Origin of the sequence: Streptosporangium sp. NBC_01810, from assembly GCF_035917355.1 — a bacterium.
Lineage (GTDB): Bacteria > Actinomycetota > Actinomycetes > Streptosporangiales > Streptosporangiaceae > Streptosporangium.
In genome coordinates this window covers 2,200,424-2,224,377 of sequence record NZ_CP109070.1, presented here as the reverse complement: position 1 = coordinate 2,224,377, position 23,954 = coordinate 2,200,424, and the positions used below count along the sequence as shown (strand labels likewise).

At 68.9% G+C, this 23,954-nt stretch carries 24 protein-coding genes and 1 pseudogene; 14 read left to right on the top strand and 11 right to left on the bottom strand.

The window, feature by feature from the left end:
* Position 1: 1 nt before the first annotated feature.
* The 5 genes from OIE13_RS10060 to OIE13_RS10040 all read left to right on the top strand — a co-directional run bounded on the left by OIE13_RS10060 (position 2) and on the right by OIE13_RS10040 (position 4,530).
* Positions 2-985, top strand: coding sequence for an ABC transporter permease (locus tag OIE13_RS10060; protein WP_326647109.1), 984 nt, complete (start codon positions 2-4; stop codon positions 983-985).
* Positions 975-2,888 (top strand): dipeptide/oligopeptide/nickel ABC transporter permease/ATP-binding protein, encoded by a 1,914-nt coding sequence (locus OIE13_RS10055; protein ID WP_326829917.1) that lies wholly within the window; start codon positions 975-977, stop codon positions 2,886-2,888. Before OIE13_RS10060 ends, OIE13_RS10055 begins: the two co-directional genes overlap by 11 nt.
* 5 nt (positions 2,889-2,893) lie before the next feature.
* The gene (locus OIE13_RS10050) at positions 2,894-3,052 is read left to right on the top strand and encodes a hypothetical protein (protein WP_326829916.1); all 159 of its coding nucleotides are present in this window, start codon (positions 2,894-2,896) and stop codon (positions 3,050-3,052) included.
* Positions 3,049-4,050, top strand: coding sequence for an ABC transporter ATP-binding protein (locus OIE13_RS10045; protein ID WP_326829915.1), 1,002 nt, complete (start codon positions 3,049-3,051; stop codon positions 4,048-4,050). Before OIE13_RS10050 ends, OIE13_RS10045 begins: the two co-directional genes overlap by 4 nt.
* 159 nt (positions 4,051-4,209) lie before the next feature.
* The gene (locus tag OIE13_RS10040) at positions 4,210-4,530 is read left to right on the top strand and encodes a plasmid stabilization protein (RefSeq protein ID WP_326640792.1); all 321 of its coding nucleotides are present in this window, start codon (positions 4,210-4,212) and stop codon (positions 4,528-4,530) included.
* On the opposite strand, the gene OIE13_RS10035 is transcribed toward OIE13_RS10040, so the two are convergent.
* Complete coding sequence (locus OIE13_RS10035; protein WP_326829914.1) at positions 4,523-5,485, bottom strand: carbohydrate kinase family protein; 963 nt, start codon at positions 5,483-5,485, stop codon at positions 4,523-4,525. The genes OIE13_RS10040 and OIE13_RS10035 overlap by 8 nt on opposite strands.
* Positions 5,482-5,865 (bottom strand): hypothetical protein, encoded by a 384-nt coding sequence (locus OIE13_RS10030; protein WP_326640795.1) that lies wholly within the window; start codon positions 5,863-5,865, stop codon positions 5,482-5,484. The genes OIE13_RS10035 and OIE13_RS10030 overlap by 4 nt, the downstream gene beginning before the upstream one ends.
* A gap of 81 nt (positions 5,866-5,946) precedes the next feature.
* On the opposite strand from OIE13_RS10030, the gene OIE13_RS10025 reads away from it, so the two are divergent.
* Positions 5,947-6,393 carry a hypothetical protein gene (locus OIE13_RS10025; protein WP_326829913.1) on the top strand — a complete coding sequence of 149 codons (447 nt, stop codon included), beginning with the start codon at positions 5,947-5,949 and terminating at the stop codon, positions 6,391-6,393.
* A 27-nt stretch (positions 6,394-6,420) separates the two neighbouring features.
* Here the strand turns inward: OIE13_RS10025 and OIE13_RS10020 are convergent, their stop codons facing one another.
* A complete protein-coding gene (locus tag OIE13_RS10020; RefSeq protein WP_326640800.1) occupies positions 6,421-7,041 on the bottom strand; it encodes an L-threonylcarbamoyladenylate synthase in 621 nt (206 codons plus the stop codon).
* 168 nt (positions 7,042-7,209) lie between these two features.
* A complete protein-coding gene (locus tag OIE13_RS10015) occupies positions 7,210-7,680 on the bottom strand; it encodes a signal peptidase II (RefSeq protein WP_326640801.1) in 471 nt (156 codons plus the stop codon).
* A 600-nt stretch (positions 7,681-8,280) separates the two neighbouring features.
* Between OIE13_RS10015 and OIE13_RS10010 the strand changes: the two genes are divergently transcribed.
* The gene (locus OIE13_RS10010; protein WP_326640802.1) at positions 8,281-8,448 is read left to right on the top strand and encodes a hypothetical protein; all 168 of its coding nucleotides are present in this window, start codon (positions 8,281-8,283) and stop codon (positions 8,446-8,448) included.
* 139 nt (positions 8,449-8,587) lie between these two features.
* Here OIE13_RS10010 and OIE13_RS10005 read toward each other — a convergent pair whose 3' ends face one another.
* A complete protein-coding gene (locus OIE13_RS10005) occupies positions 8,588-9,352 on the bottom strand; it encodes an IclR family transcriptional regulator (protein WP_326640804.1) in 765 nt (254 codons plus the stop codon).
* A gap of 125 nt (positions 9,353-9,477) precedes the next feature.
* Here OIE13_RS10005 and OIE13_RS10000 point away from each other — a divergent pair, with 125 nt between their 5' ends.
* The 3 genes and pseudogenes from OIE13_RS10000 to OIE13_RS09990 all read left to right on the top strand — a co-directional run bounded on the left by OIE13_RS10000 (position 9,478) and on the right by OIE13_RS09990 (position 10,658).
* The gene (locus tag OIE13_RS10000) at positions 9,478-9,909 is read left to right on the top strand and encodes a CoA transferase (RefSeq protein WP_326829912.1); all 432 of its coding nucleotides are present in this window, start codon (positions 9,478-9,480) and stop codon (positions 9,907-9,909) included.
* 70 nt (positions 9,910-9,979) lie between these two features.
* Positions 9,980-10,174, top strand: a pseudogene (locus tag OIE13_RS36615) (MmgE/PrpD family protein); the annotation flags it as partial.
* Between the two features lie 58 nt (positions 10,175-10,232).
* The gene (locus tag OIE13_RS09990) at positions 10,233-10,658 is read left to right on the top strand and encodes an MmgE/PrpD family protein (protein WP_326640809.1); all 426 of its coding nucleotides are present in this window, start codon (positions 10,233-10,235) and stop codon (positions 10,656-10,658) included.
* Here OIE13_RS09990 and OIE13_RS09985 read toward each other — a convergent pair.
* Complete coding sequence (locus OIE13_RS09985; protein WP_326640811.1) at positions 10,642-11,406, bottom strand: class I SAM-dependent methyltransferase; 765 nt, start codon at positions 11,404-11,406, stop codon at positions 10,642-10,644. The two genes, OIE13_RS09990 and OIE13_RS09985, sit on opposite strands and share 17 nt — an antisense overlap.
* Here OIE13_RS09985 and OIE13_RS09980 point away from each other — a divergent pair.
* Positions 11,326-11,616 (top strand): IclR family transcriptional regulator domain-containing protein, encoded by a 291-nt coding sequence (locus OIE13_RS09980; RefSeq protein ID WP_326640813.1) that lies wholly within the window; start codon positions 11,326-11,328, stop codon positions 11,614-11,616. The two genes, OIE13_RS09985 and OIE13_RS09980, sit on opposite strands and share 81 nt — an antisense overlap.
* Before the next feature lie 48 nt (positions 11,617-11,664).
* On the opposite strand, the gene OIE13_RS09975 is transcribed toward OIE13_RS09980, so the two are convergent.
* Positions 11,665-15,546: an NB-ARC domain-containing protein gene (locus OIE13_RS09975; protein ID WP_326640815.1), complete on the bottom strand. Its 3,882-nt coding sequence runs from the start codon at positions 15,544-15,546 to the stop codon at positions 11,665-11,667.
* A gap of 712 nt (positions 15,547-16,258) precedes the next feature.
* On the opposite strand from OIE13_RS09975, the gene OIE13_RS09970 reads away from it, so the two are divergent.
* Positions 16,259-17,371 (top strand): extracellular solute-binding protein, encoded by a 1,113-nt coding sequence (locus tag OIE13_RS09970; RefSeq protein ID WP_326640817.1) that lies wholly within the window; start codon positions 16,259-16,261, stop codon positions 17,369-17,371.
* A gap of 154 nt (positions 17,372-17,525) precedes the next feature.
* Here OIE13_RS09970 and OIE13_RS09965 read toward each other — a convergent pair whose 3' ends face one another.
* Positions 17,526-18,854 (bottom strand): aminotransferase class V-fold PLP-dependent enzyme, encoded by a 1,329-nt coding sequence (locus tag OIE13_RS09965; RefSeq protein WP_326640819.1) that lies wholly within the window; start codon positions 18,852-18,854, stop codon positions 17,526-17,528.
* 363 nt (positions 18,855-19,217) lie between these two features.
* On the opposite strand from OIE13_RS09965, the gene OIE13_RS09960 reads away from it, so the two are divergent.
* Positions 19,218-19,838 carry a S1 family peptidase gene (locus tag OIE13_RS09960; protein WP_326640821.1) on the top strand — a complete coding sequence of 207 codons (621 nt, stop codon included), beginning with the start codon at positions 19,218-19,220 and terminating at the stop codon, positions 19,836-19,838.
* Between the two features lie 295 nt (positions 19,839-20,133).
* Here the strand turns inward: OIE13_RS09960 and OIE13_RS09955 are convergent, their stop codons facing one another.
* Both OIE13_RS09955 and OIE13_RS09950 read right to left on the bottom strand, forming a co-directional pair.
* Positions 20,134-20,559 carry a cold-shock protein gene (locus tag OIE13_RS09955; protein ID WP_326640823.1) on the bottom strand — a complete coding sequence of 142 codons (426 nt, stop codon included), beginning with the start codon at positions 20,557-20,559 and terminating at the stop codon, positions 20,134-20,136.
* A 359-nt stretch (positions 20,560-20,918) separates the two neighbouring features.
* The gene (locus OIE13_RS09950) at positions 20,919-21,548 is read right to left on the bottom strand and encodes an SRPBCC family protein (RefSeq protein WP_326640825.1); all 630 of its coding nucleotides are present in this window, start codon (positions 21,546-21,548) and stop codon (positions 20,919-20,921) included.
* Positions 21,549-21,866: 318 nt separating this feature from the next.
* Here OIE13_RS09950 and OIE13_RS09945 point away from each other — a divergent pair, with 318 nt between their 5' ends.
* Positions 21,867-22,829 carry a threo-3-hydroxy-L-aspartate ammonia-lyase gene (locus OIE13_RS09945; protein ID WP_326640827.1) on the top strand — a complete coding sequence of 321 codons (963 nt, stop codon included), beginning with the start codon at positions 21,867-21,869 and terminating at the stop codon, positions 22,827-22,829.
* A gap of 104 nt (positions 22,830-22,933) precedes the next feature.
* On the opposite strand, the gene OIE13_RS09940 is transcribed toward OIE13_RS09945, so the two are convergent.
* Positions 22,934-23,941 carry a 1-aminocyclopropane-1-carboxylate deaminase gene (locus tag OIE13_RS09940; RefSeq protein ID WP_326640828.1) on the bottom strand — a complete coding sequence of 336 codons (1,008 nt, stop codon included), beginning with the start codon at positions 23,939-23,941 and terminating at the stop codon, positions 22,934-22,936.
* Positions 23,942-23,954 lie beyond the last annotated feature (13 nt).

Genomic DNA, 23,954 nt, shown 5'->3' with positions numbered 1-23,954 from the left:
GATCTTGGGCTTCGCCCTGAGGCGGCTGCTGGTCGCCATCCCGGTGCTGCTCGTGTCGACGTTCCTCATCTTCCTCACAGTCGCCGGGTCGGGTGACCCGCTGGCCGAGCTCCGGGAGCGTCAACCACCGGTGCCGCCGGAAACGATCGCCGCCGAGGAAACGCGGCTCGGGTTGGACCACTCCGTGCTGGAGCGGTACTGGCACTGGCTGACCGGAGTCGTGCAGGGCGACTTCGGTCCGTCGGTCAACCGCAACGCCCACATTGCCACGGAGATCGGCACGCGCCTGGGCATGACCATGCGCTTCGTGCTCATCGCGATGCTGATCGCGGCCGTGCTGGCGATCCTGGTCGGGGTCGTCAGCGCGGTCCGCCAGTACTCCTGGCTGGACTATCTGTTCACCTCGGCCGGCTTCCTGTTCCTGGCGATGCCGTCGTTCTGGCTGGCGATCCTGCTCAAGCAGGGCGGCATCCAGTTCAACCGGGCGACCGGCACGGAGACCTTCTACATGATCGGCGACAGGTCTGTGCCACCACCGCCTACCCTCGGCGCACAGATAGCCGATATCGCCGGGCACATGATCCTGCCGACCATCACCCTGGTGCTGATCCATTTCGCGGTGTGGAGCCGGTTCCAGCGCTCGTCCATGCTCGAGGTCCTCAACAGCGACTACGTCAAGCTGGCCACCGCCAAGGGACTGCCACGGCGCACGGTGCTGCGCAAGTACGCGCTGCGCACCGCGCTCACCCCACTGATCACGATCATCGCGCTGGACTTCACCGCGGTGTTCGCCGGCGCGGTGATCACCGAAACGGTCTTCCAGTGGCGGGGCATGGGCGACTACCTGCTGTCGTCCATCAACGCGCGGGATGTCAACGCCGTGATGGCCTGGCTGCTCGTGGCGGCCCTGGCGGTGGTGGTGTTCAACCTGCTCGCCGACATCTTGTACGCCACTCTCGACCCGAGGATCCGTAGTGTCCGCTGAATCCTCACCGATGCCCGCGGCCGGTGCCGAGCCCGGCCAGTGGCGCACCGTCATCGCCCGGTTCCGCCGGCACCGGCTCGCCGTCGTCTCGCTCGTGGTGCTCGTGCTCGTCGCGCTGTTCGCCTTTGTCGGACCGCTGCTGTGGCACTACCGGTACGACCAGATCACCCCGGACAACTCGCAGCCGCCGTCGGCGACCCACCCACTGGGTACCGACTCGCTCGGTCACGACCTGCTGGCTCAGGTGATGCGCGGTACCCAGCAGTCGCTGCTCATCGCGCTGAGCGTGGCCCTGGGTGCGGCCTTGATCGGCACCGTGACCGGCATCGTCGCCGGCTTCTACCGAGGCCGCACCGACGCAGTGCTGATGCGGGTGGTGGATCTGTTCCTCACCGTCCCGACAATCGCGGTCGCCGCTGTGCTCGGGCACAACTTCGCCGGCGAGAGCGGCTGGTTCCTCATCGCCGCGGTGCTCGCCGCCCTGATGTGGACCACGGTGGCCCGGGTGGTCCGGGGGGTCGTGCTCGGCCTGCGGGAACGCGAGTTCGTGGCGGCCGCCCGTTCGCTCGGCGCGTCCAACGCCCGGATCATGGCCTCGCACATCCTGCCCAACGTGGCCGGTCCGATCATCGTGTCGGTGACCATCCTGGTCGCCAGCGCGATCCTCGCCGAGACCGCGCTGTCGTTCATCGGCTTCGGTGTCCAGCCGCCGGACACCTCGCTCGGCCTGCTGATCGCCAACGCCCAGTCCGCGGTGAGTACCCGGCCCTGGCTGTTCTACTCGCCGGGTGTGGTCATCTTGCTGATCGCCCTGTCGATCAACTTCATCGGGGACGGGCTGCGTGACGCGCTGGACCCGGCGCACACGAGGGGTCCGCGTCGGCGCCGGTACCTGGCCCAGCCGGCGCAGCGCACCGACGTGATACCCGATGAGGTGTTGCTGTCCATTCGGGACCTGAGGGTGGTGTTCGCAGCCGACGGCGGCGACGTGCCGGCGGTCCGCCGGCTGGACCTGGACCTACGCCGGGGCGAGGTGGTCGGCCTGGTCGGGGAGTCCGGCTCAGGCAAGTCGGTCAGCGCCGCCGCGATCATGGGTCTGCTACCGCCCACCGCCACGGTCAGCGGTTCCATTCGCTTCGCCGGGCAGGAGGTCATCGGGTTGGCGGAGCCGCAGTACCGACGGCTGCGCGGCCGGCGCGTCGCGATGGTGTTCCAGGACCCGATGTCCTCGCTCAGCCCGGTGCACACCATCGGCGACCAGGTGGCCGAGGCCGTCCGGGTACACCAGGGCTGTTCCTGGGCCGCCGCCCGCGACCGGGCCGTCGAACTACTGGATGTCGTCGGCGTACCCGACGCCCGCAACCGGCTGCGCGACTACCCGCACCAGTTCTCCGGCGGGATGCGCCAGCGGGTGGTGATCGCGATGGCGATCGCCAATGACCCGGACCTCATCATCGCCGACGAGCCGACCACCGCGCTGGACGTGACCGTACAGGCGCAGGTGCTCGCGGCATTGCGCGCCGTCCGGGAACGTACCGGGGCGGCGATCCTGCTGATTACCCATGACCTGGGGATCGTGGCCCAGGTGGCGGACCGGATCGCGGTGATGTACGCGGGCCGGCTGGTGGAGACCGGTACCGCCGTCGATGTCTTCGACCACCCCGCCATGCCGTACACCCGTGGCCTGCTGGACTCGATACCCCGGCTGGACCGGCCCGCCGACGACGAGCTGTGGGCGATCCCCGGCTCGCCACCGACCATGACCGCGCTGCCGGCCGGCTGCGCGTTCGCGCCCCGCTGCGCGATCAGTACCGCCGAGTGCGCCGAGCGCGAGCCCGACCTGCGCCAGGTGTCCGCCGGGCACCTCGCCGCCTGCCTGCACCTGACTGTCGAAAGGATGTGACGCTGATGTCCTCTCCCCTGCGCGGCGCCGCCGGGCGGCGCGAGCTGTTCCGGTACCCGGTGCCGACCGACCTCGACGGGTCGGACGTCGCCATCCACGCCCACGTGGTCACCGGTATGGATATCCGGTTCGTCATCGGCCGGCCTCGCCGGAGCACGTCGTGACGGGCGAGGAACTGCTGGCGGTCGAGGGAGTGACCAAGCACTACCCGATACGCCGGGGGCAGATCATCAAGCGGTCGGCCGGCGTGCTCAAGGCGGTCGACGGCGTGTCCTTCGAGTTGCGGGCGGGGGAAACGCTGGGCATCGTCGGCGAGTCCGGGTGCGGCAAGTCGACCCTCGCGAAGCTGCTCATCCGGCTGGAGCAGCCGACCGATGGGCACATCCGGTATCGGGGTACCGACATCGCGGCGTTGCGCGGGCGGGAACTGCGCGACCTGCGCCGCCAGGTGCAGATCGTCTTCCAGGATCCGTACTCGTCGCTGGATCCCCGGATGACGGTCGGCCAGATCATCGCGGAGCCGTTCGCGGTGCACCGCGAGCCGGCACCGACCAACCGGCGCCGCCGGGTGCGGGAGCTGCTGAAGACGGTCGGGCTCAACCCCGAACACATCGACCGGTACCCGCATCAGTTCTCCGGTGGGCAGCGGCAGCGCATCGGCATCGCACGTGCCCTCGCGCTGCGTCCCGATGTCCTTGTGTGCGATGAGCCGGTGTCCGCACTGGACGTGTCGATCCAGGCTCAAATCATCAACCTGCTCCGGCAACTGCAACGCGACCTCGGGTTGGCCTACGTCTTCATCGCGCACGACCTCGCCGTGGTGCGGCACATCTCGCACCGGGTCGCGGTCATGTACCTGGGAAAAATCGTGGAGATCGGCACGGCACCCGAGATCTTCGAGCAGCCGTCACACCCCTACACGCGTGCTCTGTTGTCTGCGGCGCCGGTACCGGATCCGCACCACCGGGGTGAGCGGATCATCCTGCGCGGCGATCCACCAAGCCCGATGAAGTCGCTCAGCGGCTGCTCGTTCCGTCCCCGATGCCGGCAAGCCGTCGACGCCTGCGCGGAGCACCCACCGGCGTTGATCGAACGAGGCACGGGGCACCCGGTGGCCTGCATCCGGCAACCGACCCCGGGCGTTCGCACGTCCGGTGACTGACTATGTGTTGATCACGTAGCGAGAGTTCTTCACGTCTCCGTACACGGAATGGTCATCGTCAAAAGTCGGTCTGGGACGGCGGTGATACCGGTGTCAGGCGGGACGGCGCGGGTAGCGGAGTGGTAAGGCATAAGTGAACGATGCGAAGAGGTGATCGCCATGCCGCGTGGTTCCAGTTCCAAGCGCGAGCGGCAGTACAAGCGCGTCAAGGAGAGCGCGCTGCGGCGCGGGGAGAAGAAGAGCCGGGCCGAGGAGATCGCGGCCCGGACGGTCAACAAGGAACGTGCCCGCGCCGGGGAGTCCCGGACGGCGAGCCGTACCTCGACCCAGGACATCTCCTCGTCCCGGCGCGGCGGACTACGCTCGCACTCCGGGGCCGGGGGCCGTACCAAGGAGCAGCTCTACGCGGAGGCCAGGCGCCGCGGCGTCAAGGGCCGCTCGACCATGAGCAAGGCGCAGTTGGAGAAGGCTCTCAGCTGAAGGTCCTCTGGGCGGTCGCCGCCCAACCGGCGGCCTCCAGTTCGGCGCGGGTCGGCGGGTTCGCTCCGGCGCGCCTGCAGGTGAGGCCCGCCACGATGGTCGCCCGGTCGAGGATGCCGACCAGTTCCGCCTCGGACAACTCGCCGATCAGGGCCGGGGTGGCACGACCGCCCCGCAGCAGCCCGTCGAGCAGGCCGGCGGTGAAGGCGTCTCCGGCACCGACGGTGTCCACCACCTGGACTGGGATCGCCGGTCGCCGGAGCGCGTGGCCGCCTCGGGTCAGCCCCAGGCAGCCCTCACCACCGTAGGTGACCACCACCAGGTCGGGGCCCAGGGCCAGCCATCCCTCGGCCACCTCGCTCGCCTGCCGCTCCGGGTAGAGCCAGCCCAAGTCCTCCTCGCTCGCCTTGACCACGTGGGCGAGGGTCACATACCGCTCGATGAGCGGGCGCGCGGAGACCGGGTCGCCGAGCAGGGCGGGCCGGATGTTCGGGTCGTAGCTGATCAGCACGCGGCCTTCGGCCCTTGCCCGCGCGACGGCGTCGGCGATCCGGTCACCGCCGGGCGGCCGCCAGGCGGCCACGGACCCGGTGTGGATCACCTGGGTCTCCGCCGGCAGGTGCGGCTCGCCGTCCCGCCACTGCCAGTCGGCGGTGCCCTCGACGTAGAAGTCGTAGGCGGCCTGACCCGCCTCGTCGACGGAGACGACGGCGAGGGTGGCCGGCTCGCTCGCCGTGACCGCCCAGCGCAGGTCCACCCCGTTCGCCGCGGCGTGCGCGCGCAGCGTCTGGCCCAGCACCCCCGAGGAGAGGCGGGCGACGAACGCGGTGGGGTCGCCCAGGCGGGCCAGGCCGACCGCGACGTTGAGCGGGCTACCGCCCGGATGCCCGGTGTAGGTCCGGCCACCGTCCTCGGCGACCATGTCGACGACCGACTCGCCGATGACGCTGATCACGGCGTGCCGCCCGGCACGCGGGTCGCCGATCCCGGATGGGCCGTCGTCACCGTGGGAGGGGTTTCGAGCTGGTCTGCCACGTCTCTCCAGAAGTTCTTGAACATGCCGTACGCGGTCTTGATCTCGACGCCCCCCGGGAGTTCCGGGCATTCGTTCTCGCCGTTCGTCCCCCAGTCGACCCAGCCGGACTGGCGCCGCTGGACGATCTGGAAGGCTCCGGAGGGTGCCGATGTCCACCAGATCATCGCCCGGAACGGCTCGGAATGGAACTCCACGGTCTTGGAAGCCGGTCCCGGGAAGATCGTCTCATCGGGAACGGCCGATACGTCGACCGACTCGTAGGAGCCCGTGCGGTCGAGACAGTGGGAATTCGCAGCCACTCACCCGGCCACCGTGACATCTGCGCGGTACCCGAGCACCAACCTGTCGAGGGAGAAGGTGATCCTACGAACCGCCGAGACGTGCTCAGAGTCGGCCTGGCCGCCGCGATGGGACGAGTCCTGGGCGACGCCGCCGACGAGGCCATGGAATTCACCCGCCGCGCCGGCCAGTCCGCTGTCGGGCAGAGCACCTTGGATCATCTTGAGGTCGTGATCACCGACATCGCCACAAACGTCAACCGCAGTTCACCCGCCGACATGTTCACAGTGGCCCACGCCTACCGACAACGGATAGATCAGCTCATCCGCAGCCTGCACACGCTCAAGGAAAGTCGCGAGCTGTACGTGTACGCCGGTTGGCTCTCGCAGGAGCTCGCCTGGCTGGCTCACGAACTGGGCAACTCGACCGCTGCCCATGCCTACGCCATCGACGCTCTCGAACATGCTGACCAGGCCGGGCACAACGAGCTGTATGCTCACGCGGCCAACGCTCTGGCCTCCATCACCCTCTCTGTCAAACTCTTGTGAGACATGGGACGAATGGTGCCGGTCGCCTTACTCGAAGAGGGACGGGTCTCCGGTGCCCCGGCGGAGGATCTCAGCCTCGCCCTGCGAAAGGTCGACGACCGTCGTCGGGGTGGCTCCGCACTCGCCTGAGTCGATGACGGCGTCCACCACGTGGTCGAGCCTCTCCTTGATCTCCCAGCCCTGCGTCAGGGGCTCGGTCTCATCGGGCAGCAGCAGGGTGCTCGACAGCAGCGGTTCGCCGAGCTCGGCCAGTAGCGCCTGTGTGATGACGTGGTCGGGGATCCGAACGCCGACCGTCTTCTTCCGGGGGTGCAGCAACCGTCGCGGCACCTCCTTGGTCGCGGGCAGGATGAACGTGTATCCGCCGGGTGTCGCCGCCTTGACCGAGCGGAACAGCGCATTGCTCACATGAACGAACTGGCCGAACTGGGCGAAGTCCCCGCAGACAAGGGTGAAGTGGTGGTCACTGCCCAGTTGGCGGATCTCCCTGATCCGGTCGATGCCCTCCTTGTTGCCCAGTCGGCATCCCAGTGCGTAGCACGAGTCCGTCGGGTACGCGATCAGCCCGTCCGCGCGCAAAAGCTCGACCACCTGGTGGATCAGCCGAGGCTGCGGATCGTCCGGATGCACATCAAGGTATTTCGTCACACCTTGGAGTTTAGGAGCAGACACGCCACCACATGACATGCAGGCGGCCCGCAGGTGCCGGGTGAACTGAAGGTCACCATCACCCCACGACTCGCCCGGGGCAGCCTCGAAACACCGATCCGAACCGTCCTGACCAGCGGAGTCCCCGACGAGAATCGAGGACGTGGTTCAGGCATGCCCCTTGTCGGCTATGCCCCCGAGGGGGACGTCACGCAGGCTGAGCAGCACGAGCAGGGCACAGCTTCCCACGAGAGCGATGTCGGCGACATTACCGACGAACAGTCCGCCATAGTCGATGAAGTCGACGACATGACCCCGGCCGAACCCGGGGGAACGCAAGAGGCGGTCGAGTAGGTGGGAGAAGGCGCCGCCCAGGAGCCCACCCAGCGCGACGGTCCAGGCAGGCGAGCGTAGCCGCCGCCCGGCGTACAGGATGCCGGCGACCGTGACGGCCGCCGCCAGGGCGAACACCCACGTCGCCCCCGTCCCGATCGAGAACGCAGCACCGGGGTTGTACAGCAGCCGTAGCTGGATCAGCTGTGAGATCACCGGGATGCGTTCGCCGCCCGAAAGCGCCGAGATCGCCCAGACCTTCGAAGCCTGGTCCGCGAGAAGGACCACCGCGGCCAGCACGATCATCCGACCGTACAGCCGTGGCTCTCCCCTCGCCGTCTGCGAATTCCCTCCGACCGACACACTTACCCCGCAATCTGCGACTTTCTCGCATCGAACCCATGGGGAGCGTCCCTGCCCCTGAGCCTCGTGGCCGGGAAGCACCGTGCTTGAGCGACGTCAGCATCGCATACGAGGTGTGGGAGGCGTCTGGTCCGTGAGGCACCGGCCGGGCTCACTGCAAGAGCGGCCACCCGGTCCGGCGGGTACCCGACGAGCAGTGCGGTGAGCTCCGGCGGCCCAGTGGCGCGCTGACACGGGAACTCCTCGCCGACCAGGCCCTCGGCGGGTAGCACGTGCCAGGCCCTCGGCGGGTAGCACGTGCCAGGCCCTCGGCGGGCAGCACCTGCGCCAGGCCGCTGAACAGGGCGACGAGCGTGTGCGAGTCCTCACCCCCGGAAGTTAATTAAACCGCTCCTCCTAACCCAGCCGCTCCTCTTAGCCCGACCGTCCCTCTTATAGGAACAGTGTTTCATATTTGAGCCCATCCATGCCAGACTGAAAGGGCATACCCCCCAAATAAGGAGAAACCGGTCATGGCCGAGCTGAGTCTTGAGCACGAGGGACATGGCGCACGAGAGATCGACAATGCCCGGCGGGCTGCTGGACATCACCCGGCGAGGAGTGCGGATCTTCGACTTATCCCAGCCGCTGGAGCCTGGCATGCCCACCTCGCCGAACCATCCCGGGTTCAAGATGGCACTGGCCGTCGTCGAGACGTCCGCCTTGGCCTAGAGAGCCGGTCAAGTAACCGCACGGAGCGTTGATCAACACCAGATACGGCCAGGCCGACCTGTTGCGACCCGGGGTTTACCCGAAGGCCGGACACCGCTTGGTCCTTACTTGACCGGTGCTCTAGACCGTGAGCCGCGGATCAGGACATGTACCCCAGTCGGCCGGAGACGCGAGCGGTGGCCTTGACCAGCGCGTCGGCACAGCCGTCGGCCTCGCTCCTGAACCGCTCAAGAGGTCCGCAGACGCTGATGACGGCGAGCGGGCGCCCCGCGTGGTCGAAGACCGGGGCCGCCACCGAGCCCGCGCCGGGCTGGCGCTCACCGTAGGAGACCGCGTAACCCACCTGGCGGATGTGCTCCAGCTGCTCTCGCAGCGTGGTCTGCTCGCCGGAAGCGTGCCGCGAGAGATAGCCGTCGCGCTCGGCGTCCGGCAGGAAGGCGAGGAATACCTTGGAGGAGGCCCCGATGTGCAGGGGATACGGCACACCGAGCGTCACCGACATGCGGACCTCGCGTGCGGGGGTGACCTGCTCCACGTAGATCCGGCCCTTGCCGCTGCGCACCGAGAGCGTCGCGGTCTCCCCGGTCTCGGCCGACAGCGCCGCGAGCTCCGGGGCGGCGACGCCCCGGATATCGATACGGTCGAGGTAGGCGAGGCCAAGTCGCATCGACATCACGCCGAGCGAGTATCTGCGCGTCTCCTCGTCCAGCTCGATCAGCTGACGGCTGCGCAGCGAGGCGAGGATCCGGTGCACGGCGGCCTTGGAGAGGGACAGCCGGTCGGCGATCTCGGTGACGCCCAGGGTAGGCGTGGCCGACTCGGCGAACAGCACGAGCACGTCGGCCGCCCGCTCGACCGTCGATGCCGTCTGACTCGTGGGCTGGGCCGGGTCGTCTTCGGACATGGGCTGACTCCGTTTTCACAGGGGCTCAACAGATCTTCGCATCGGGCCGCGCGTCGTGCACGCCATCAGCATCTCAGTATATTTCGGAACAATATTCCAAAAAAAGGAACATTAGGAGGCCCAACATGGCCAGTGGCCCTCTGGACGGCGTCGTCGTCCCCGAGGTCATCGACGAGCCGTGGTTCAAGGGTGGCAAGAGCCGCGCCGAGCACGGCGACGAACTGGACGCCCACGTGGGCGACTGGATCGCCGCCCGCGATGTCGCCGAGGTGGTCTCGGCCTTCGAGAAGGCCGAGGCGGCGGTCGCCCCGATCTATGACATCCGCGACGTCTTCGCCGACTCGCAGTACCAGGCGCTGGACTCGATCACCACGGTCGAGGACCCCGACTTCGGGCCGATCAGAATGCAGAACGTCTTGTTCCGCCTGTCACGGACGCCAGGCTCGATCCGGTGGACCGGGCCGGCGCTCGGCGCGCACAACGACGAGGTGTACGGCGAACGCCTCGGCATGTCGGCCGGGGAACTGAGCGGGCTCCGGGACCAGGGTGTGATCTAGTGGCCACCTTGCCCCCGGTCCGCATAGTGGTACAAGGTTACAAATATCGGAACAATCTCTGGAGAAATCGGTGAGTGAGAAGACCCTCGCGGAGCGGATCGCCGCTTTCGCGGCGGCCTGCCGCTACGACGAACTGCCCCCCGATGTGACCGACAGCGTCCGCAGCCGGGTCCTCGACATCCTCGGCCTGTGCCTGGCGGCCAGGGGCCTGCCCTCCAGCCAGGCGGTGCTCGGATATGTCACCGACCAGGGCGGGCGGCGCGACAGCCACGTGATCGGCGAGCCCGAGCCCGTGCCCGCCGCGCTCGCGGCGCTGGCCAACCATGTCCTCGGGGATCATCGAGGCCAACCGCACCGGCGGCACGGTCAAGCGCACGCACTGCGGCTGGGCCGCGCACTCCGGGGTGACGGCGACCCAGCTCGTCCAGCGGGGCATCACCGGGCCGCCGACCGTCCTCGAAGGCAGGTTCGGCTTCTTCACCGCCTTCCTGCGCGGCGAGTTCGACGCCGAGGAGATCACCTGCGGCCTGGGCACCGCATGGGCCGTACCCGGCATCTTCTTCAAGCCGTACCCGGCCAACCACTTCACCCACACCGCCATCGACGCGGCCCTGGCACTGCGGGCGCGGGGGCTCGACCCCGGCGAGATCAAGTCGATCACTCTCGGCGTCCCCTCTCGGCAAATTCACCGCTGCGCCTTTCTCATCGTCTCGTTCGTTCATTGGTTCGCGCCTAATTACGGGCGGTGAGCAGCGCCCACGGAGTGGACCAAATGTGCCGGTCCACCTTTTCCGGCGCGCCGGGCGGGGCGAAACCGCGCACGGTCACGTCGTCGAAGCCCGCCGCGCGGGCGAAGGAACCGAACTCACGCGCCCGGAAGGCATTGATGTACGGCTCGCCGGTGATCTCGCTGTGGTAGGCGCCGAGCACGTCGCGGAACGGGTCGCCGATCAACCTGGTCTCCAGGGCGACGAACACCCCGCCTGGCCGCAGCACCCGCCTGGCCTCACGCATGGCCCCTTCGACGGACGAGAGCGGCATCTCGTGCAGCACCATCGAGACCACCACGAGGTCCGAGCCTCCCTCGGGGCCGGGCAGCGCCTCGGCGTCCGCCTGAACCCAGTCGACGGCCAGTCCCTCCTCGGTCGCCATCTTGCGGCCGAGCCGCAGCACGGGCAGCGACAGGTCCACACCGGAGACCTGGGCGTCGGGATAGCGGCGGGCCAGGGAGAAGGTGGTCTTGCCGAACCCGCAGCCCATATCGATCACCCGGCGCGGCGCGAGATCCTCGGGGATCGCGGCGGTCAGAGCGTCGTGCAGAGCCGAGGGCGCACGCCGGCCCGCGTGCACGAGACGGGCGCCGAGGGCGTAGACGAGCGCGCCGCGGTCGTCGCGCCAGATGCCGCCGTCCTGGCGGTGGAAGTCGTATCCCGTGTAATACGCGGGCGCCTGGAAGCCCTGCTGGCGGAGGTCGGGCGGATCCGCCGCCTGGGCCACGCCGAGAGCGCCGGCGAACGCCAGTCGGCCGCCGGCAGTGTGGCGGCGGCCGTACTCCGCTCGGACGGCACGGTGTTCGGCTCGGTCTCCATCTGCGGCCCGATCACCCGCTTCGACGAGACCACTCGCGCCTCCTATGGGCCGCTGGTCGCCGAGGTGGCCGGGCGTATCTCCACCGTCGTGCTCCACCGGACCTCTACCTTCCGTTGATCCAGCCTGCGCCGCGATCACCTCCGCCGAAAGCCGTTCGCCCCTGGTTCAGGCGGGTGGCGGGTAGAGGTCGAAGCCGTACAGGCCCTGGTCGCCGCCTGCCGCCAGGCCGAAGCCGGTGGGGAACCAGGCCAGGCAGTTGAGGCCCGCCTCGACGCGGGTGCCGGCGCCGACCGACTCTCCGTACCTGTCCCACAGCCGGATGGTGCCGTCGTCGGAGCAGGTGGCGAGCAGGTTGCTGTCCGGGGAGACGGCCACGCCGCGGATCTTTCCCAGGCCGGTGGGCAGCGTCGCCCGGTCCCTGCCGCCGGCCGACCACACGCGTGCGGCGCCGTTCTCGAAGCAGGCGGCCAGCCAGGTGCCGTCGGGGGCGATCGCCACCTGCCGTGCCGCCCCCGGGCATCCCTTGAGCGAGGCCCGCAGCTTTCCGTCGGCTCCCCACAGGCCCGCCGCCCCGTTGACCGAGACGATGGCGAACCACCTGCCGTTGGGGGCCACGGTGATCTCGTCCATGGCCTCCACCCTGCTTTTCAGGGTGGCGTACCGCCGGCCGTCCGGTTTCCAGAGTTGGATTTTTCCGTAGATGGACAGGGTGGCGAGCCAGGCGCCGTCCGGTGAGATGAGGAGGTGCGCGGTCGCCCGGACGTTCGCGATCAGGACGGCCCGCTCGGTGCCGTCGGCCCACCAGACACGCGCGGTGCCGTCTTCCGAGCAGGTGGCCAGCCAGGTGCTGTCGGGGGCGATCACCACCTCGCGCACCGGCCCGGTGTGACCGGTCAGCACCGCCCTCCTGCTGCCGCCCGCGCCCCAGAGCCGTACGGTCCGGTCGGCCGACCAGGTGGCCAGCCAGGTGCTGTCGGGGGCGATCGCCACTCCTCGCACACGTCCGGTGTGCTCCGTCGGAATGGCCCGCCTGCGGCCACCGGCTCCGCGTATCCGGATCACGTGATCGCCGGACCAGACGGCCAGCCAGGTCTTGTCCGGCGAGATCGTGCCGTAATGGCCGGCCTCGATGGGAACGGTGAGGGTCGCCCCTTCTATCCTGTCCCCGTTCCAGAGCTTCACCGACCCGTCGCCGGAGTGTGTGGCGATCCAGCTCCCCTCGGGGGAGATCGTCACCCGGCGCACCATCCCGGTCCGGCCCCTGCGGCTCTGCCGCCCGGGGCGCTCCGACTGCCAGATCCGGATCTCCCCGTCCTGCGAGCAGGCGGCCAGCCAGCCGCCGTCAGGGGCGATCACCACCTGACGCACCGGATCGGCATGCCCGGTCAGAGCTGCCCGTTCGCTGCCGCCGGACTCCCACAACCGCACGCTCTGTTCCCCCGAGAGGGTCGCCAGCCAGCCGCCGTCAGGGGCGATCACCACCTGACGCACCGGATCGGCATGCCCGGTCAGGACGGCCCGCTGCCTGCCGTCGGACTCCCACAGACGCACGCTCCGATCTTCGGAGAGGGTCGCCAGCCAGCCGCCGTCAGGGGCGATCACCACCTGACGCACCGGATCGGCATGCCCGGTCAGGACGGCCCGCTGCCTGCCGTCGGACTCCCACAGACGGACCGGGCCGGTGGACGTCCAAGTGGCCAGCCAGGTGCCGTCGGGGGCGATGCGTATCCCGGGTGCCGCTCCGGTGTGCCCGGTCAGGACGGCCCGCTCGTCGCCGTCGACTCCCCACAGGCGCACGCTCCCATCTCCGGACAGGGTCGCCAGCCAGCCGCCGTCAGGCGAGACGGCCATCCTGGAGACCTCGCGTATCGGTCTGCTGCGGCCGGAGACCTTCTCGTTCTCCTGGTTCCAGCCGCGCATCAGCAGGGCGTCCCTCAGGGTTCGCGACTTGGTTCTCACCCGGACCTGGCTCCTGAGGGTCAGGCGCTTCTTCCCGTCGGGGTCCCACAGGGCGACCCTTCCCCTCGCGGAGAAGGTGGCCAGCCACGAGCCGTCCGGCGCGGCCACCATCCCGGCAAGCCTGCCGATCCCGCTCTTCAGGACGGCACGCCTGCTCCCGTCGGCGTTCCACAGGGCGACCCTTCCCCTCGCGGAGAGGGTCGCCAGCCACGAGCCGTCCGGCGCGGCCACCATCCCGGCAAGCCTGCCGAGGCCGTTCTCCAGGAGCGCCTTCTGGGTGCCGTCGATCCCCCAGACCTGCACCCTCCGGCGTCCGGAACGGGTCACCAGCCATGAGCCGTCCGGCGCGGCGGCGACCTCGTGAACCGGCTTCTTGTGCGTGGCCAGCGTTGTCCGGGTAGTGCCGTCGGTCTTCCATACCTGCACACCGTCGCGGCCGTGGACGACGAATCTCGATCCGTCCGGTGTGATCGACACGTCCCTCAGCCGTTTCGTCGTCGAGGTCAGTGTTCTCAAAAGGCAGGTGGCACCGATGTCGGGCAGCGGCCAGCGGGTTCTCAGGAAGGGAGTCTCGGTCTCCTGGCTGTAGCGCTCGATCGACGCCCGCATCGGCGGGAACGCGTACAGACGGGCCAGCAGGTTCGCGGTGGAGACGGCATCCGATTCGAAGGGGGCGAGCAGGTGGGTGCTCCGGGCGATCAGCTGCCGGACCCCGGCGACGGAGCGGGAGGTCGACAGCAGCAGATCCGACTCCGCCGCGGCCACCCCGGACGCGCGTATCCGGGTGACGAACCATCGCACGTCGTGCAGGAGCGATTCCAGCTCCCGATGTCTTCTCCCCTCGGCGAGGTGGAACAGCAGGTGGTCCCAGAGGTAGGGCACTTCCCCGGGAAGCCTCCACCATTCGGCGTCCGCCGCGGGGTCGTCGCCGGGTACCAGGTTTCGGGCCTCGTCGAGGAAGTCCCGGTTGGCCGCCTCGACGCGTTCTCTTCCCAGCCCGTACTCCGAGCGGAGGTGGGAACGGATGACGTCGTGGACGGTGATCGACGGCACCGTTCCCTCAGCCTGCTGCCTGCCGATCAGTGACAGGTCGTGCAGCCTCGCGCAGAGATGCTCGGTCTGCTCGGAGGTCAGTCCGGCGGTGGCGCGCCAGAGAAGCTCGACGGTGCCGACCGGTATGTCGGCGTCCTGTGGGAAGACACCCAGCTCAAGGAAGCGAGCACGGTCGAACGCGCCGAGAGCTTCGAGGCCGTACTCGACCGTCACGCGCACCGCGGTCTCCCGCCGGCGGGGGATGGTGACGTCCAGGACGGCGGGTCCGGCCCGGCCGAGCCGCTCGACCGCCCGGCGGGCGGCGACGTCGGCGTTCATCCCGCTGCCGTGCTCGTCCCGCAGGCGCGCGTTGACGAGGTCCAGGAGCAGTGGCCATCTTCCCGTCAGGCCCATCAGGCTGTTGACGACGCCGGGGTTCATCGGCGGTAGCCCGCGGCTCAGCAACTGGACGGCCACCCGCGGCGCCATCTCGTCGACGATCATCGCGATCGCGTTCGGGGGAAGGGCTCTGGGCAGGCGGGTCGTCACCAGCACCCGGGACCGCACGGCCGCGGCCAGGAAGGGTCTCAGCTGCGACAGGCTCCACACGTCGTCGACCACCAGCAGCACCTGGCCCCGCTCCGCCAGGATCTCGGCCATCCGGTGGCCGGCCTGCTCGGGACTGGAGAACTCCGGCCGGCTGCCCGTCACGGCCTCCGTGACGTCGTTGGCCAGCGCCGCGATGTCGACACCGGCGCGGTCGCGACCCACGGTGACCCATATGACGCCGTCCTTGAACCGCTTCCTTACCTCTCCGCTGTGACACGCCTCCACGGCCAGGGACGTCTTACCGAAACCGCCCGCCCCCGCGATGCCGGTGGTCAGGCCGACCGTTCCCGAACTCCTCATCGTCAGGGTGGAGACCACATCGTCCAACTCGGTTCTGCGGACCCACCCCGCCTTCCTCTCGGGCGCCTGGAAGAGCCCGCCGCGAGCGCGCGACTTCACCAGTCCCGGCGTCAGCCGGGTCAGCAGGACGATGAGGAAGGCGGTCAATCCGAAAATCGCGACCCATGTTATCCGGTGCTCGGCCACCGTTTCCGGGAAATATTCTCCGACCATTCCAACTGGCAGTCCGACCAGGATTCCAACAATTACCAGAAGTGCCGTTGCCATATCGGCGAGTTTTTTTGTGCGACGAGCCAACGATCACCTCGACAGTGCTTACCCCTGCCCCGACGGGCGCTGGGAACCCTGGACGCACGATATCTGTTCCCCATTGCCGCTGAGTTGAATCACCGAGGTTCAGGTAATTAACGCGCGCACAGAAAGCCGTGTTTCACGCTTTGCGCTGCTATGTCCGCAGCACCGACACCGGCCATTCCGACTCACATTCAACGAAGATCTTTTTCCGTGTCGCCACGATCACCCTCGGCCATCTCTTTCGAGTCGCCGGCCGGGCCGGCCACGCCCCTCAGCGGCCAGGGCCCTCCCAGAGGGCCGCCGCGCACGGCCAGGCCGCGGACAGTGGTTTGCCGCAAACGCTTCCCCTGTCACTAAATGCGGCTATAAGCCGAGCAGAATACCGCGTGTCCGAATCAATGTTTAGTTTCGATAAAAAAGACAGCGAAATCAAGGTATCCGCCGCATTCGACGGACCTTCGGATTAGGATCTGACGCGGCCAGAGCCGAGCCGGGAAAAGCCGCTCCCCGCTCATCTCATGCCAAGGCACCGTCCCCGAAACCCTGTCACCTGAAGACGGGCCGGGTGGACGGCGTCCAGTACGCGGTGCCCTTCGTCACCGACGTGCCCCTGCTGTTCCACCGCCGCGGCGTGCCCGTGCCCACCACGACGGAGCAGCTCTGGAAGTACGCCGCCGCGAACGGCGGGTACGCCGTACAGCTCGGCGACTACGAGGGGGGCACCGTCAACCTGCTGGAGGCGGTCCGGTCCGCCGGCGGAAGGATCACCGACGGTGACCGGATCGTGGCGGACGAGGGAGTACACGGCGAGCGGGTGCGCGAGGCGCTCGCGCGCTGGCGAGCGCTGCTGGAGAACGGCACCCTGACACGCGGGGCGGAGAACTTCTCCAAGCAGGACACCTTCGACGCCTTCAGGGACGGATTCCTCGCGCGAGGCCCGAAGGACTCCGCGAAGGAGAGCAGCCTGCAGGCGTTCCGCGACGAGGAGGCGGCCTACATGCGCAACTGGCCGTTCGCGTTCCACCGCCTGGCCACAGACCGCTCGATGTACGACGGCCACCGGCGCCTGCGCTTCGGCATGGCCGCACTCCCCGGCGTCGGCATCCTCGGTGGTTTCAACCTGGCGATCTCCGCACACTCCGACAATCCAGAAAAAGCACGGATGCTCATCGACTTCCTGACCGGCCACCAGGCCCAGGCTCGGCTGTTCGCCTGCAGCGGCTATCCGCCCGTGCTCGAGTCCGTCTACGAGGAGTACCGGCGCGACCCGCGCACCTGCGACCAGCTGTCCACCTCCCCCGGGACGGAAACGGGCTTCTCCGGGAGAAAAGACTGCACGACGAGGGCGGGAGTGAGTCCCACGGCGGGGGCGGACAGCGCCGCCGGACCTTTCGGTGAGAACCCTGAGATCACCGCCCCCATGCTTCAGGAGCTGGCCGGGAAGATCCACCAGGCCCTGTGCAAGGCCGAATCGCGGCCGCAGTACTCCTACTACTCCGCTTTCAGTGAGGTGTTTCGCGGATGCGCCCGCGCGGTGGTCAACGGTGACCTGCCCGCCAGGGAACTGGACCTCGCCCGGTTCGCCGACGCCCTGCGCGCCGCCCGGCAGGGCAGGGCCCCGGAGGGCACGGCCGGGTCACTCGCCCACTGCGGGAAACACGAGTGGCGGCCGGGATGACCGGACCCGTCCCGCTCCCACCGGGCCGCGGCGAGAGCGGGTCGGGGAACGGGAGCGGGAGCGGGAGCGGGTCGGGGAACGGGTCAGCGCCGCAGGTCGGCGCAGGAGTGGCAGGCGTTGGCGGTGCCGGCGATGTTCCAGACCGCGAAGACCTTCAGCCGCGCATCCGCCCCGCGATGTCACGCACCGCCACGGCCAGCAGGTCGACGTCGTCACAGGTGCTGAAGAGCGCCGGTGTCACCCGCACGCAGGAGCCTCTGGCCGGGCCGCCGCGGTTGACGGTGAAGATCCGGTACCGCTTCATCAGGTCGGTGGCGATCGCGACGTTCTCGGCTTCGGAGGTACGCCCGGTGATCCGGAACGCGGTGATCGTGCCGTACATGGCGGGCTCCTCGGGGGTGAGGATCTCCAGGTTGTCGATGTCGAGCACCTGGCCCACCCAGCGGTCGCGCAGGAAGCGCAGCCGCGCCTGCTTGGCGGCGGCGCCCAAGGTGTCGTGGAAGTCCAGAGCGGCGTCGGCGGTCAGGACGGGGGCGACGTTCAGGGTGCCGGCGTGCACCCGGGAACGGATGTCGTCACGCGGGAAGGTCTCGTCGCCGAAGGCGACGTCGATGTCGGCCAGGCGATCCTTGCGGATGTAGAGGAACCCCGCTCCCAGCGGCATACCCATCCACTTGTGCAGGGAGAACCCGGCGAAGTCCGCGTCCAGGTCGCCCAGGGTGAAGTCCAGGTGCCCCCAGGAGTGAGCGGCGTCGACGATCACGTCGATGCCTCGCTCGCGGGCCATCGCGGCGATCTCACGCACGGGCACCACCAGCCCGGTGCGGTTGTTCATGTGGCTGAGCAGCAGCAGCCTGACCCGAGGATGCTCGCGGAACGCCTGGGCGTAGGCGTCCAGCACCGCCTGGCGGGTCGCCGGCTCGGGGATGACCAGCCGCTCCACCCGGACGCCGCGCCGGTCGCGCAGCCAGTTCATGGAGTACTGCATGCTGTGGTAGTCCAGGTCGGCGTACATCACCGAATCGCCGGGGCGCAGCCGCAGATAGCCGGCGATCAGCAGTTGCAGGGCCTCGGTACCGCCACGGGTGAGCGCGATCTCCTCCATGGAGACTCCGAGCATGGTCGCGATGCGTTTCCTGACCTGGTCCGCCTGCCCTTTGTAGGTGTTGCGCAGCAGGTAGGAACTCACCTCGTTGAGGTGGTCGGTGTTGCGATGGTAGGCGCGGCGCACCGGCTCGGGCATGATCCCGTAGTAGCCGTTCTCCAGGTTGACGAAATCCCGGCTGACCCGGTACTGCCGCGCCACGGTGTTCCAGAAGCCCTCGTCCCGGGCGAGCCGCTCGGGAGCGACACCGGCGGGAACGACCGGTAGGGCGGCGGCCGTCGATCGGGGCTCCGCTGAGGGCGGGACCGGCGGCCGCGGGGCGAGGGGCAGGCCCAGCACACCCAGCCCGGCGACCATCTCACGCCTGGACAAGCTCATCGAACCACTCCACACCGATCAGCGAGAGCCCACGGCACGGCGCAGCCCCGACCTGTTCCAACGGATCAGTCACAGTGTGCGTGAAACGGACTCCCCAGGCGGGCATCCGCGCTGTTCAGGCGTGGCGTGGCGTGGCGTCGCCGCCCCCGAGGGGAGTCTCCGGCGGCGACCGGCAGGCCGGCTTTCCCCGCGGGAGCCGCGACGCGCCGGTGGCTCCGTTCGAAATCGCCACCCGCGTGGCGTCCGACCCCTGCGGTCGTGACCGGCGACGGCTGAATTAGAGTTACATCACCCGTATCGCGTCGTTGACCGCGGATACGGGGTCCCCTCACGTCCGGAGAAGCCGGGGTCGAGGAGAGACTCATGTCCCGTAGGCACATCGTCACCGCGGGGTGCGTTCTGACGCTCACCGCGCTTACGCCGTCGGTCATCCCGGCTGTCGTCCCGGTCCGGGAAGCCGGCGCCGTTGCCGTCCTGACCGCCGGGAAACGGAAGCCACCGCCGGATCCCATCGACCGGCTACCACCGGGCGTGATCGAAGCACTCCAACGCGACTTCGGTCTCACCAGGAAACAGGCAGAGACCCGGCTGCGCAACGAGGCCCGGCTGACGGTGGTCGAGGCGGGACTCCGCGACATGCTCCGCGACTGCTTCGGCGGATCTTGGCTCATGGGAACCCTCTCCGAGACCCTCGTGGTGGCCACCACCAGCACAGCCGACATCCCCCGGATCGTCGCGGCGGGCGCCCAACCCAAGATCGTTACCGCGTCGCTCGCGAAGCTCAGGGCGATCAAACAGAAACTCGACGAGTCTCTGCCGAACCACCCGACCGGAGGAAGCGTCCGCTACATCGACGTGAAGAGCAACAAGGTGGTCGTCCTGTCCAGATACGCCGCGGCGACCCGGCTCCTGGTCGCCTCCATCCCGGTGGACAGGTCCCTGGTGGTCGTGCAGCCCTCGACGGAGACCCCTCGGCCCTCCTAACACCCGACGGGCCACGGCGCCTGCCGTTTCGGACCGGATCTCGGACCGGATCTCGGACCGGATCTCGGACCGGATCTCGGACCGGATCTCGGACCGGATCTCGGGCCACGCCGGGATCGGCGCCCTGATGATCTTCGCTCCGCCGCTCAGTCCGCGAAGCGGAGAGACGGCCCGGCCCATCTTCACCGGCGGGCACCCCACCGGCTTCGCCGACATCGGCTGGTTCTCGTTCGGCAACCGAACCGGCCACGGCCCGCGCATCCAGGAGGACGCGCAGGACCCACCGCGAGAGGCGTCAGTCGTCGACCCAGCCGTGGGATCGGGCGAACGCCAGGAAATGCTGCCTGACCTGCCCGATCTGCGCGCCCGTCAGCGTGGGCGCGTGCTCGATGAGCAGTTCGGTCACCGCACCGCTGAAGGACTTCGCCGACAGCACGTCACACACGCCGTCGTCGTCGCCGAGCTGCTGGGAGGCGACCGAGGACGGCGTCACCGCGACCGGCCGCCGCGTCGGCGGCGGGTCCACGAGGCTGACCGTCGACACTTTCAGGCCGCGCTCACCCTCCATGACCTCGTACTCCACCCGGAGACCGGGCTGAACCACATGCCGGTTCTCACCGAAGTCGTTGGCGTGGAAGAACACATCCTCGCCCCCTCCGACAGCGGCGATGAAACCGTATCCGCGTACCTCGTCGAAACGAAGGATCGTACCGACTGCCACCACAACACCACCTACACAGAGAATCGCAACGCTCTATCTGATCCTGCCGGAACCCTCCGGCCCAAGGATCCGGCCTGCCTGCCGCGCCGGATCACCACTCTCCTCCTCATCAATCGACCTTCCCACCGCCCGACCGGCTCGGGCACCCCACAACCGGATCCACGGGGCGGTTCCGGCACCGGCCGCCCATGCCGGGACCCGCCGAGGGGCCGGATCCGCCCCACCCGTTCAGACCGGACGACCCGATGCTAGCCCGGACGGCGCACCGCGCGCATCGGTCCACGTCCACCTCTGCCGCTTTCACCACCCGTTCGCCGATCTCCCGGCCGGGCCCGACGCGTCAGGGCTCGCCCGATCCCTCAGCGGGCGGTGTAGGCGGCCGTGACCCGATCCGCCGCGGCCCGCGCGCCGGCCTCGTCCGCTCCTGCCGCGACATCCGCCTCGTACCATCCCAGGCTGCTGAGCGACATGAACCGCCTGCCCTGGTCGGAGGCCGCCCATGCCGCGACCTCCTGCGGGTCTGTGGCCTGTCCGGACGACAGGTGGACGGCCAGGCCGATGAGTCCCATGTCCCAGCCGACGCCGACCGCGCCGGGCCCGAACTCCTCCCACCTCTCGTCGTCGACATGAGCGGTGTGCTCCAGTTCGAAACGCGTCCCGCCCCCGGGCTCGGCCGTCAGCCGGACTTCGATCCAGCTGACGTCTCCGCCGTACTCCCAGGTGGCGGCGTAGCTCTTGGGCGGGTCGCAACGCTCGATCCTTCCGCCCGCGTTGCCCTGGAGTTGATAGCGGCCGTGGAGCCGCAGGTCACCGGAGATGGGCAGAAACCACCGGGGGATGCGTTCGGGATTGGTACAGGCGTCCCAGAGGTCTTCGATCTCGGTTTCGTATGTCTGGCTGACGGTCACGACACGCGCCTCACCCGCCTCGAGCACGCGGCTGCCGACCTGTCGCCGTACGGCATTGATCTGCCGGGTGACATCGATCATGCGGTTCTCCTTGGGTCTGGTCCTTCGCCGGGACGGTGGAGTCGACATCGCGCGGCGGTTTGGTGCTCACCGCATGGGGGCCGCCTCTGAGCGCGCCAGGAAATATTAGAACGCGCTTGAGCGGTGAGCGCGCATTTCGGGAAATACGTTCGATTGACTATCGAGAACATGTCAAGCTTGTCACCACCATAGGGAGTGGAAGGGGCGCTTTCCGCGCTCTGGGTAAGATCCTGCCTTTGCAGGAGGAACGCGGATCACCCCCGGCCCCAGGTCGTCAAGGTGTGGCCCCAGCCGTGTCCGACAGAAAAGAGCCAGCCGATGCCCCAGCCGCCGACCTATGACGATGTCCGGAGCGCCGCCGCCCGCATCGCGTCACAGGCCCACCGCACCCCGGTGCTGCGCTCGCGACTGATCAACGAACGCGTCGGCGCCGACGTGGTGTTCAAGTGCGAGAACTTCCAACGCGTGGGCGCGTTCAAGTTCCGCGGCGCGTTCAACGCCCTGTCGCGGTTCACCCCCGACCAGCGACGCTCCGGCGTGATCACCTACTCCTCCGGCAACCACGCCCAGGCGATCGCCCTGGCCGCCCGGCTGCTGGACATCCCGGCCACGATCATCATGCCGCACGACGCGCCGGCCGCGAAGGTGACCGCCACCGAGGGCTACGGCGGGCAGGTCGTCCGTTACGACCGCTACACCGAGGACCGGGAGGAGATCGGCCGCGCGCTGGCCGCCGACCGCGGCCTCACGCTGATCCCCCCGTACGACCACCCTCACGTGATCGCCGGTCAGGGCACCGCCGCCAAGGAACTGTTCGACGAGGTCGGTGAGCTCGACGCACTCTTCGTACCTCTGGGCGGCGGCGGGTTGCTCTCCGGCACGGCGCTTTCGACCCGGGCGCTGTCACCGGGGTGCGCGCTGTACGGCGTCGAACCCGAAGCGGGCGACGACGGCCGGCGATCGCTGCGCCAGGGCAGCATCGTCCACATCGACACCCCGAAGACCATCGCCGACGGCGCGCAGACCCAGCACCTGGGCACCTACCCGTTCGACATCATCCGCCGCGATGTCGACGACATCCTCACCGCCACCGATGCCGAACTCGTCGAGGGCATGCGGATCTTCGGGTCCATCATGAAAATGGTCGTCGAGCCCACCGGATGCCTCGGTTTCGCCGCCGTCCGCAACCTCGCCCCCCAGTTGCGCGGGCGGCGGGTCGGCGTGATCATCAGTGGGGGCAACGTCGACCTCGACCGTTACGCGGCACTGCTGACTTTGTGACCCGGGAAGCATCGGCACGGTGCTCTCCGGCCGCGCCCGGCGTTCCTGGACCTGTGCGACGAGGTTTCCGTTTCCGGAAGCCGGGTCGTCAGGGGACGCGGAGGTCAGCGGAAGAGGGCGCTGTAGGCGTTGACGGCGGGCTGCCCGCCTAGGTGGGCGTAGAGAACGTTGGAGTCCGGACCGATCTCACCGCTCCTGACCAGGTCGATGAGCCCGGCCATGGACTTGCCCTCGTACACCGGGTCGATGATCATGCCTTCCAGGCCACCGGTGAGCCGCATCGCGTCCAGCGTCGAGGAGACCGGGATGCCGTAGAGGTCACCGGCCCAGCCCTCCAGCACGGTGATCTCGTCTTCCCGCAGGTCACGCCCGAGGCCGATCAGCTCGGCGGTGTTACGGGCGATCCTCTCCACCTGCGCCCGGGTCGCCTCGATCTTGGCGGAGGCGTCGATACCGATCACCCGGCGGGGACGCTCCTGACCGGCGAAGCCGGCGATCATCCCGGCGTGGGTGGAACCGGTGACGCTGCAGACGATGATCGTGTCGAAGAACACGCCGAGCTCCCGCTCCTGCCGCTGGACCTCGTAGGCCCAGTTGGCGAAGCCGAGACCGCCGAGGCGGTGGTCGGATGCCCCTGCCGGGATCGCGTACGGTACGCCCCCCGCCTCCCGCACCTCCGCGAGGGCCTGCTCCCAGCTGTCCCTGAAGCCGATGTCGAACCCCTCGTCGACCAGCCGTACCTCGGCACCCATGATCCGGGAGAGCAGGATGTTACCGACCCGGTCGTTGACCGAGTCGGGCCAGTCCACCCAGCTCTCCTGGACCAGCAGGGCCTTCAGCCCCAGCTTGGCCGCGACCGCCGCGACCTGGCGGGTGTGGTTGGACTGCACACCGCCGATGGAGACCAGGGTGTCGGCGCCCTGGGCGAGTGCCTCGGGGATCAGGTATTCCAGCTTGCGGGTCTTGTTGCCGCCGAAGGCGAGACCGCTGTTGCAGTCCTCCCGCTTGGCCCAGATTCGCGCTCCGCCCAGGTGCGCGGTGAGTCGATCAAGCGGGTGCACCGGGCTCGGCCCGAACAGCAGGGGATGGCGGGGAAAGTCCGCGAGGGACATGTCGTGCTCCTTG

Coding starts and splice junctions, on each gene's coding strand:
- OIE13_RS09990 (WP_326640809.1), top strand. CDS start 10,233: ATGTCCTCGGGGATCATCGAGGCCAACCGCACCGGCGGCACGGTCAAG.
- OIE13_RS09940 (WP_326640828.1), bottom strand. CDS start 23,941: ATGTCCCTCGCGGACTTTCCCCGCCATCCCCTGCTGTTCGGGCCGAGC.
- OIE13_RS10010 (WP_326640802.1), top strand. CDS start 8,281: ATGGCGCACGAGAGATCGACAATGCCCGGCGGGCTGCTGGACATCACC.
- OIE13_RS09950 (WP_326640825.1), bottom strand. CDS start 21,548: ATGATCGATGTCACCCGGCAGATCAATGCCGTACGGCGACAGGTCGGC.
- OIE13_RS10040 (WP_326640792.1), top strand. CDS start 4,210: ATGCCGCGTGGTTCCAGTTCCAAGCGCGAGCGGCAGTACAAGCGCGTC.
- OIE13_RS10005 (WP_326640804.1), bottom strand. CDS start 9,352: ATGTCCGAAGACGACCCGGCCCAGCCCACGAGTCAGACGGCATCGACG.
- OIE13_RS10015 (WP_326640801.1), bottom strand. CDS start 7,680: ATGATCGTGCTGGCCGCGGTGGTCCTTCTCGCGGACCAGGCTTCGAAG.
- OIE13_RS09965 (WP_326640819.1), bottom strand. CDS start 18,854: ATGAGCTTGTCCAGGCGTGAGATGGTCGCCGGGCTGGGTGTGCTGGGC.
- OIE13_RS09945 (WP_326640827.1), top strand. CDS start 21,867: ATGCCCCAGCCGCCGACCTATGACGATGTCCGGAGCGCCGCCGCCCGC.
- OIE13_RS10050 (WP_326829916.1), top strand. CDS start 2,894: ATGTCCTCTCCCCTGCGCGGCGCCGCCGGGCGGCGCGAGCTGTTCCGG.
- OIE13_RS10000 (WP_326829912.1), top strand. CDS start 9,478: ATGGCCAGTGGCCCTCTGGACGGCGTCGTCGTCCCCGAGGTCATCGAC.
- OIE13_RS09960 (WP_326640821.1), top strand. CDS start 19,218: ATGTCCCGTAGGCACATCGTCACCGCGGGGTGCGTTCTGACGCTCACC.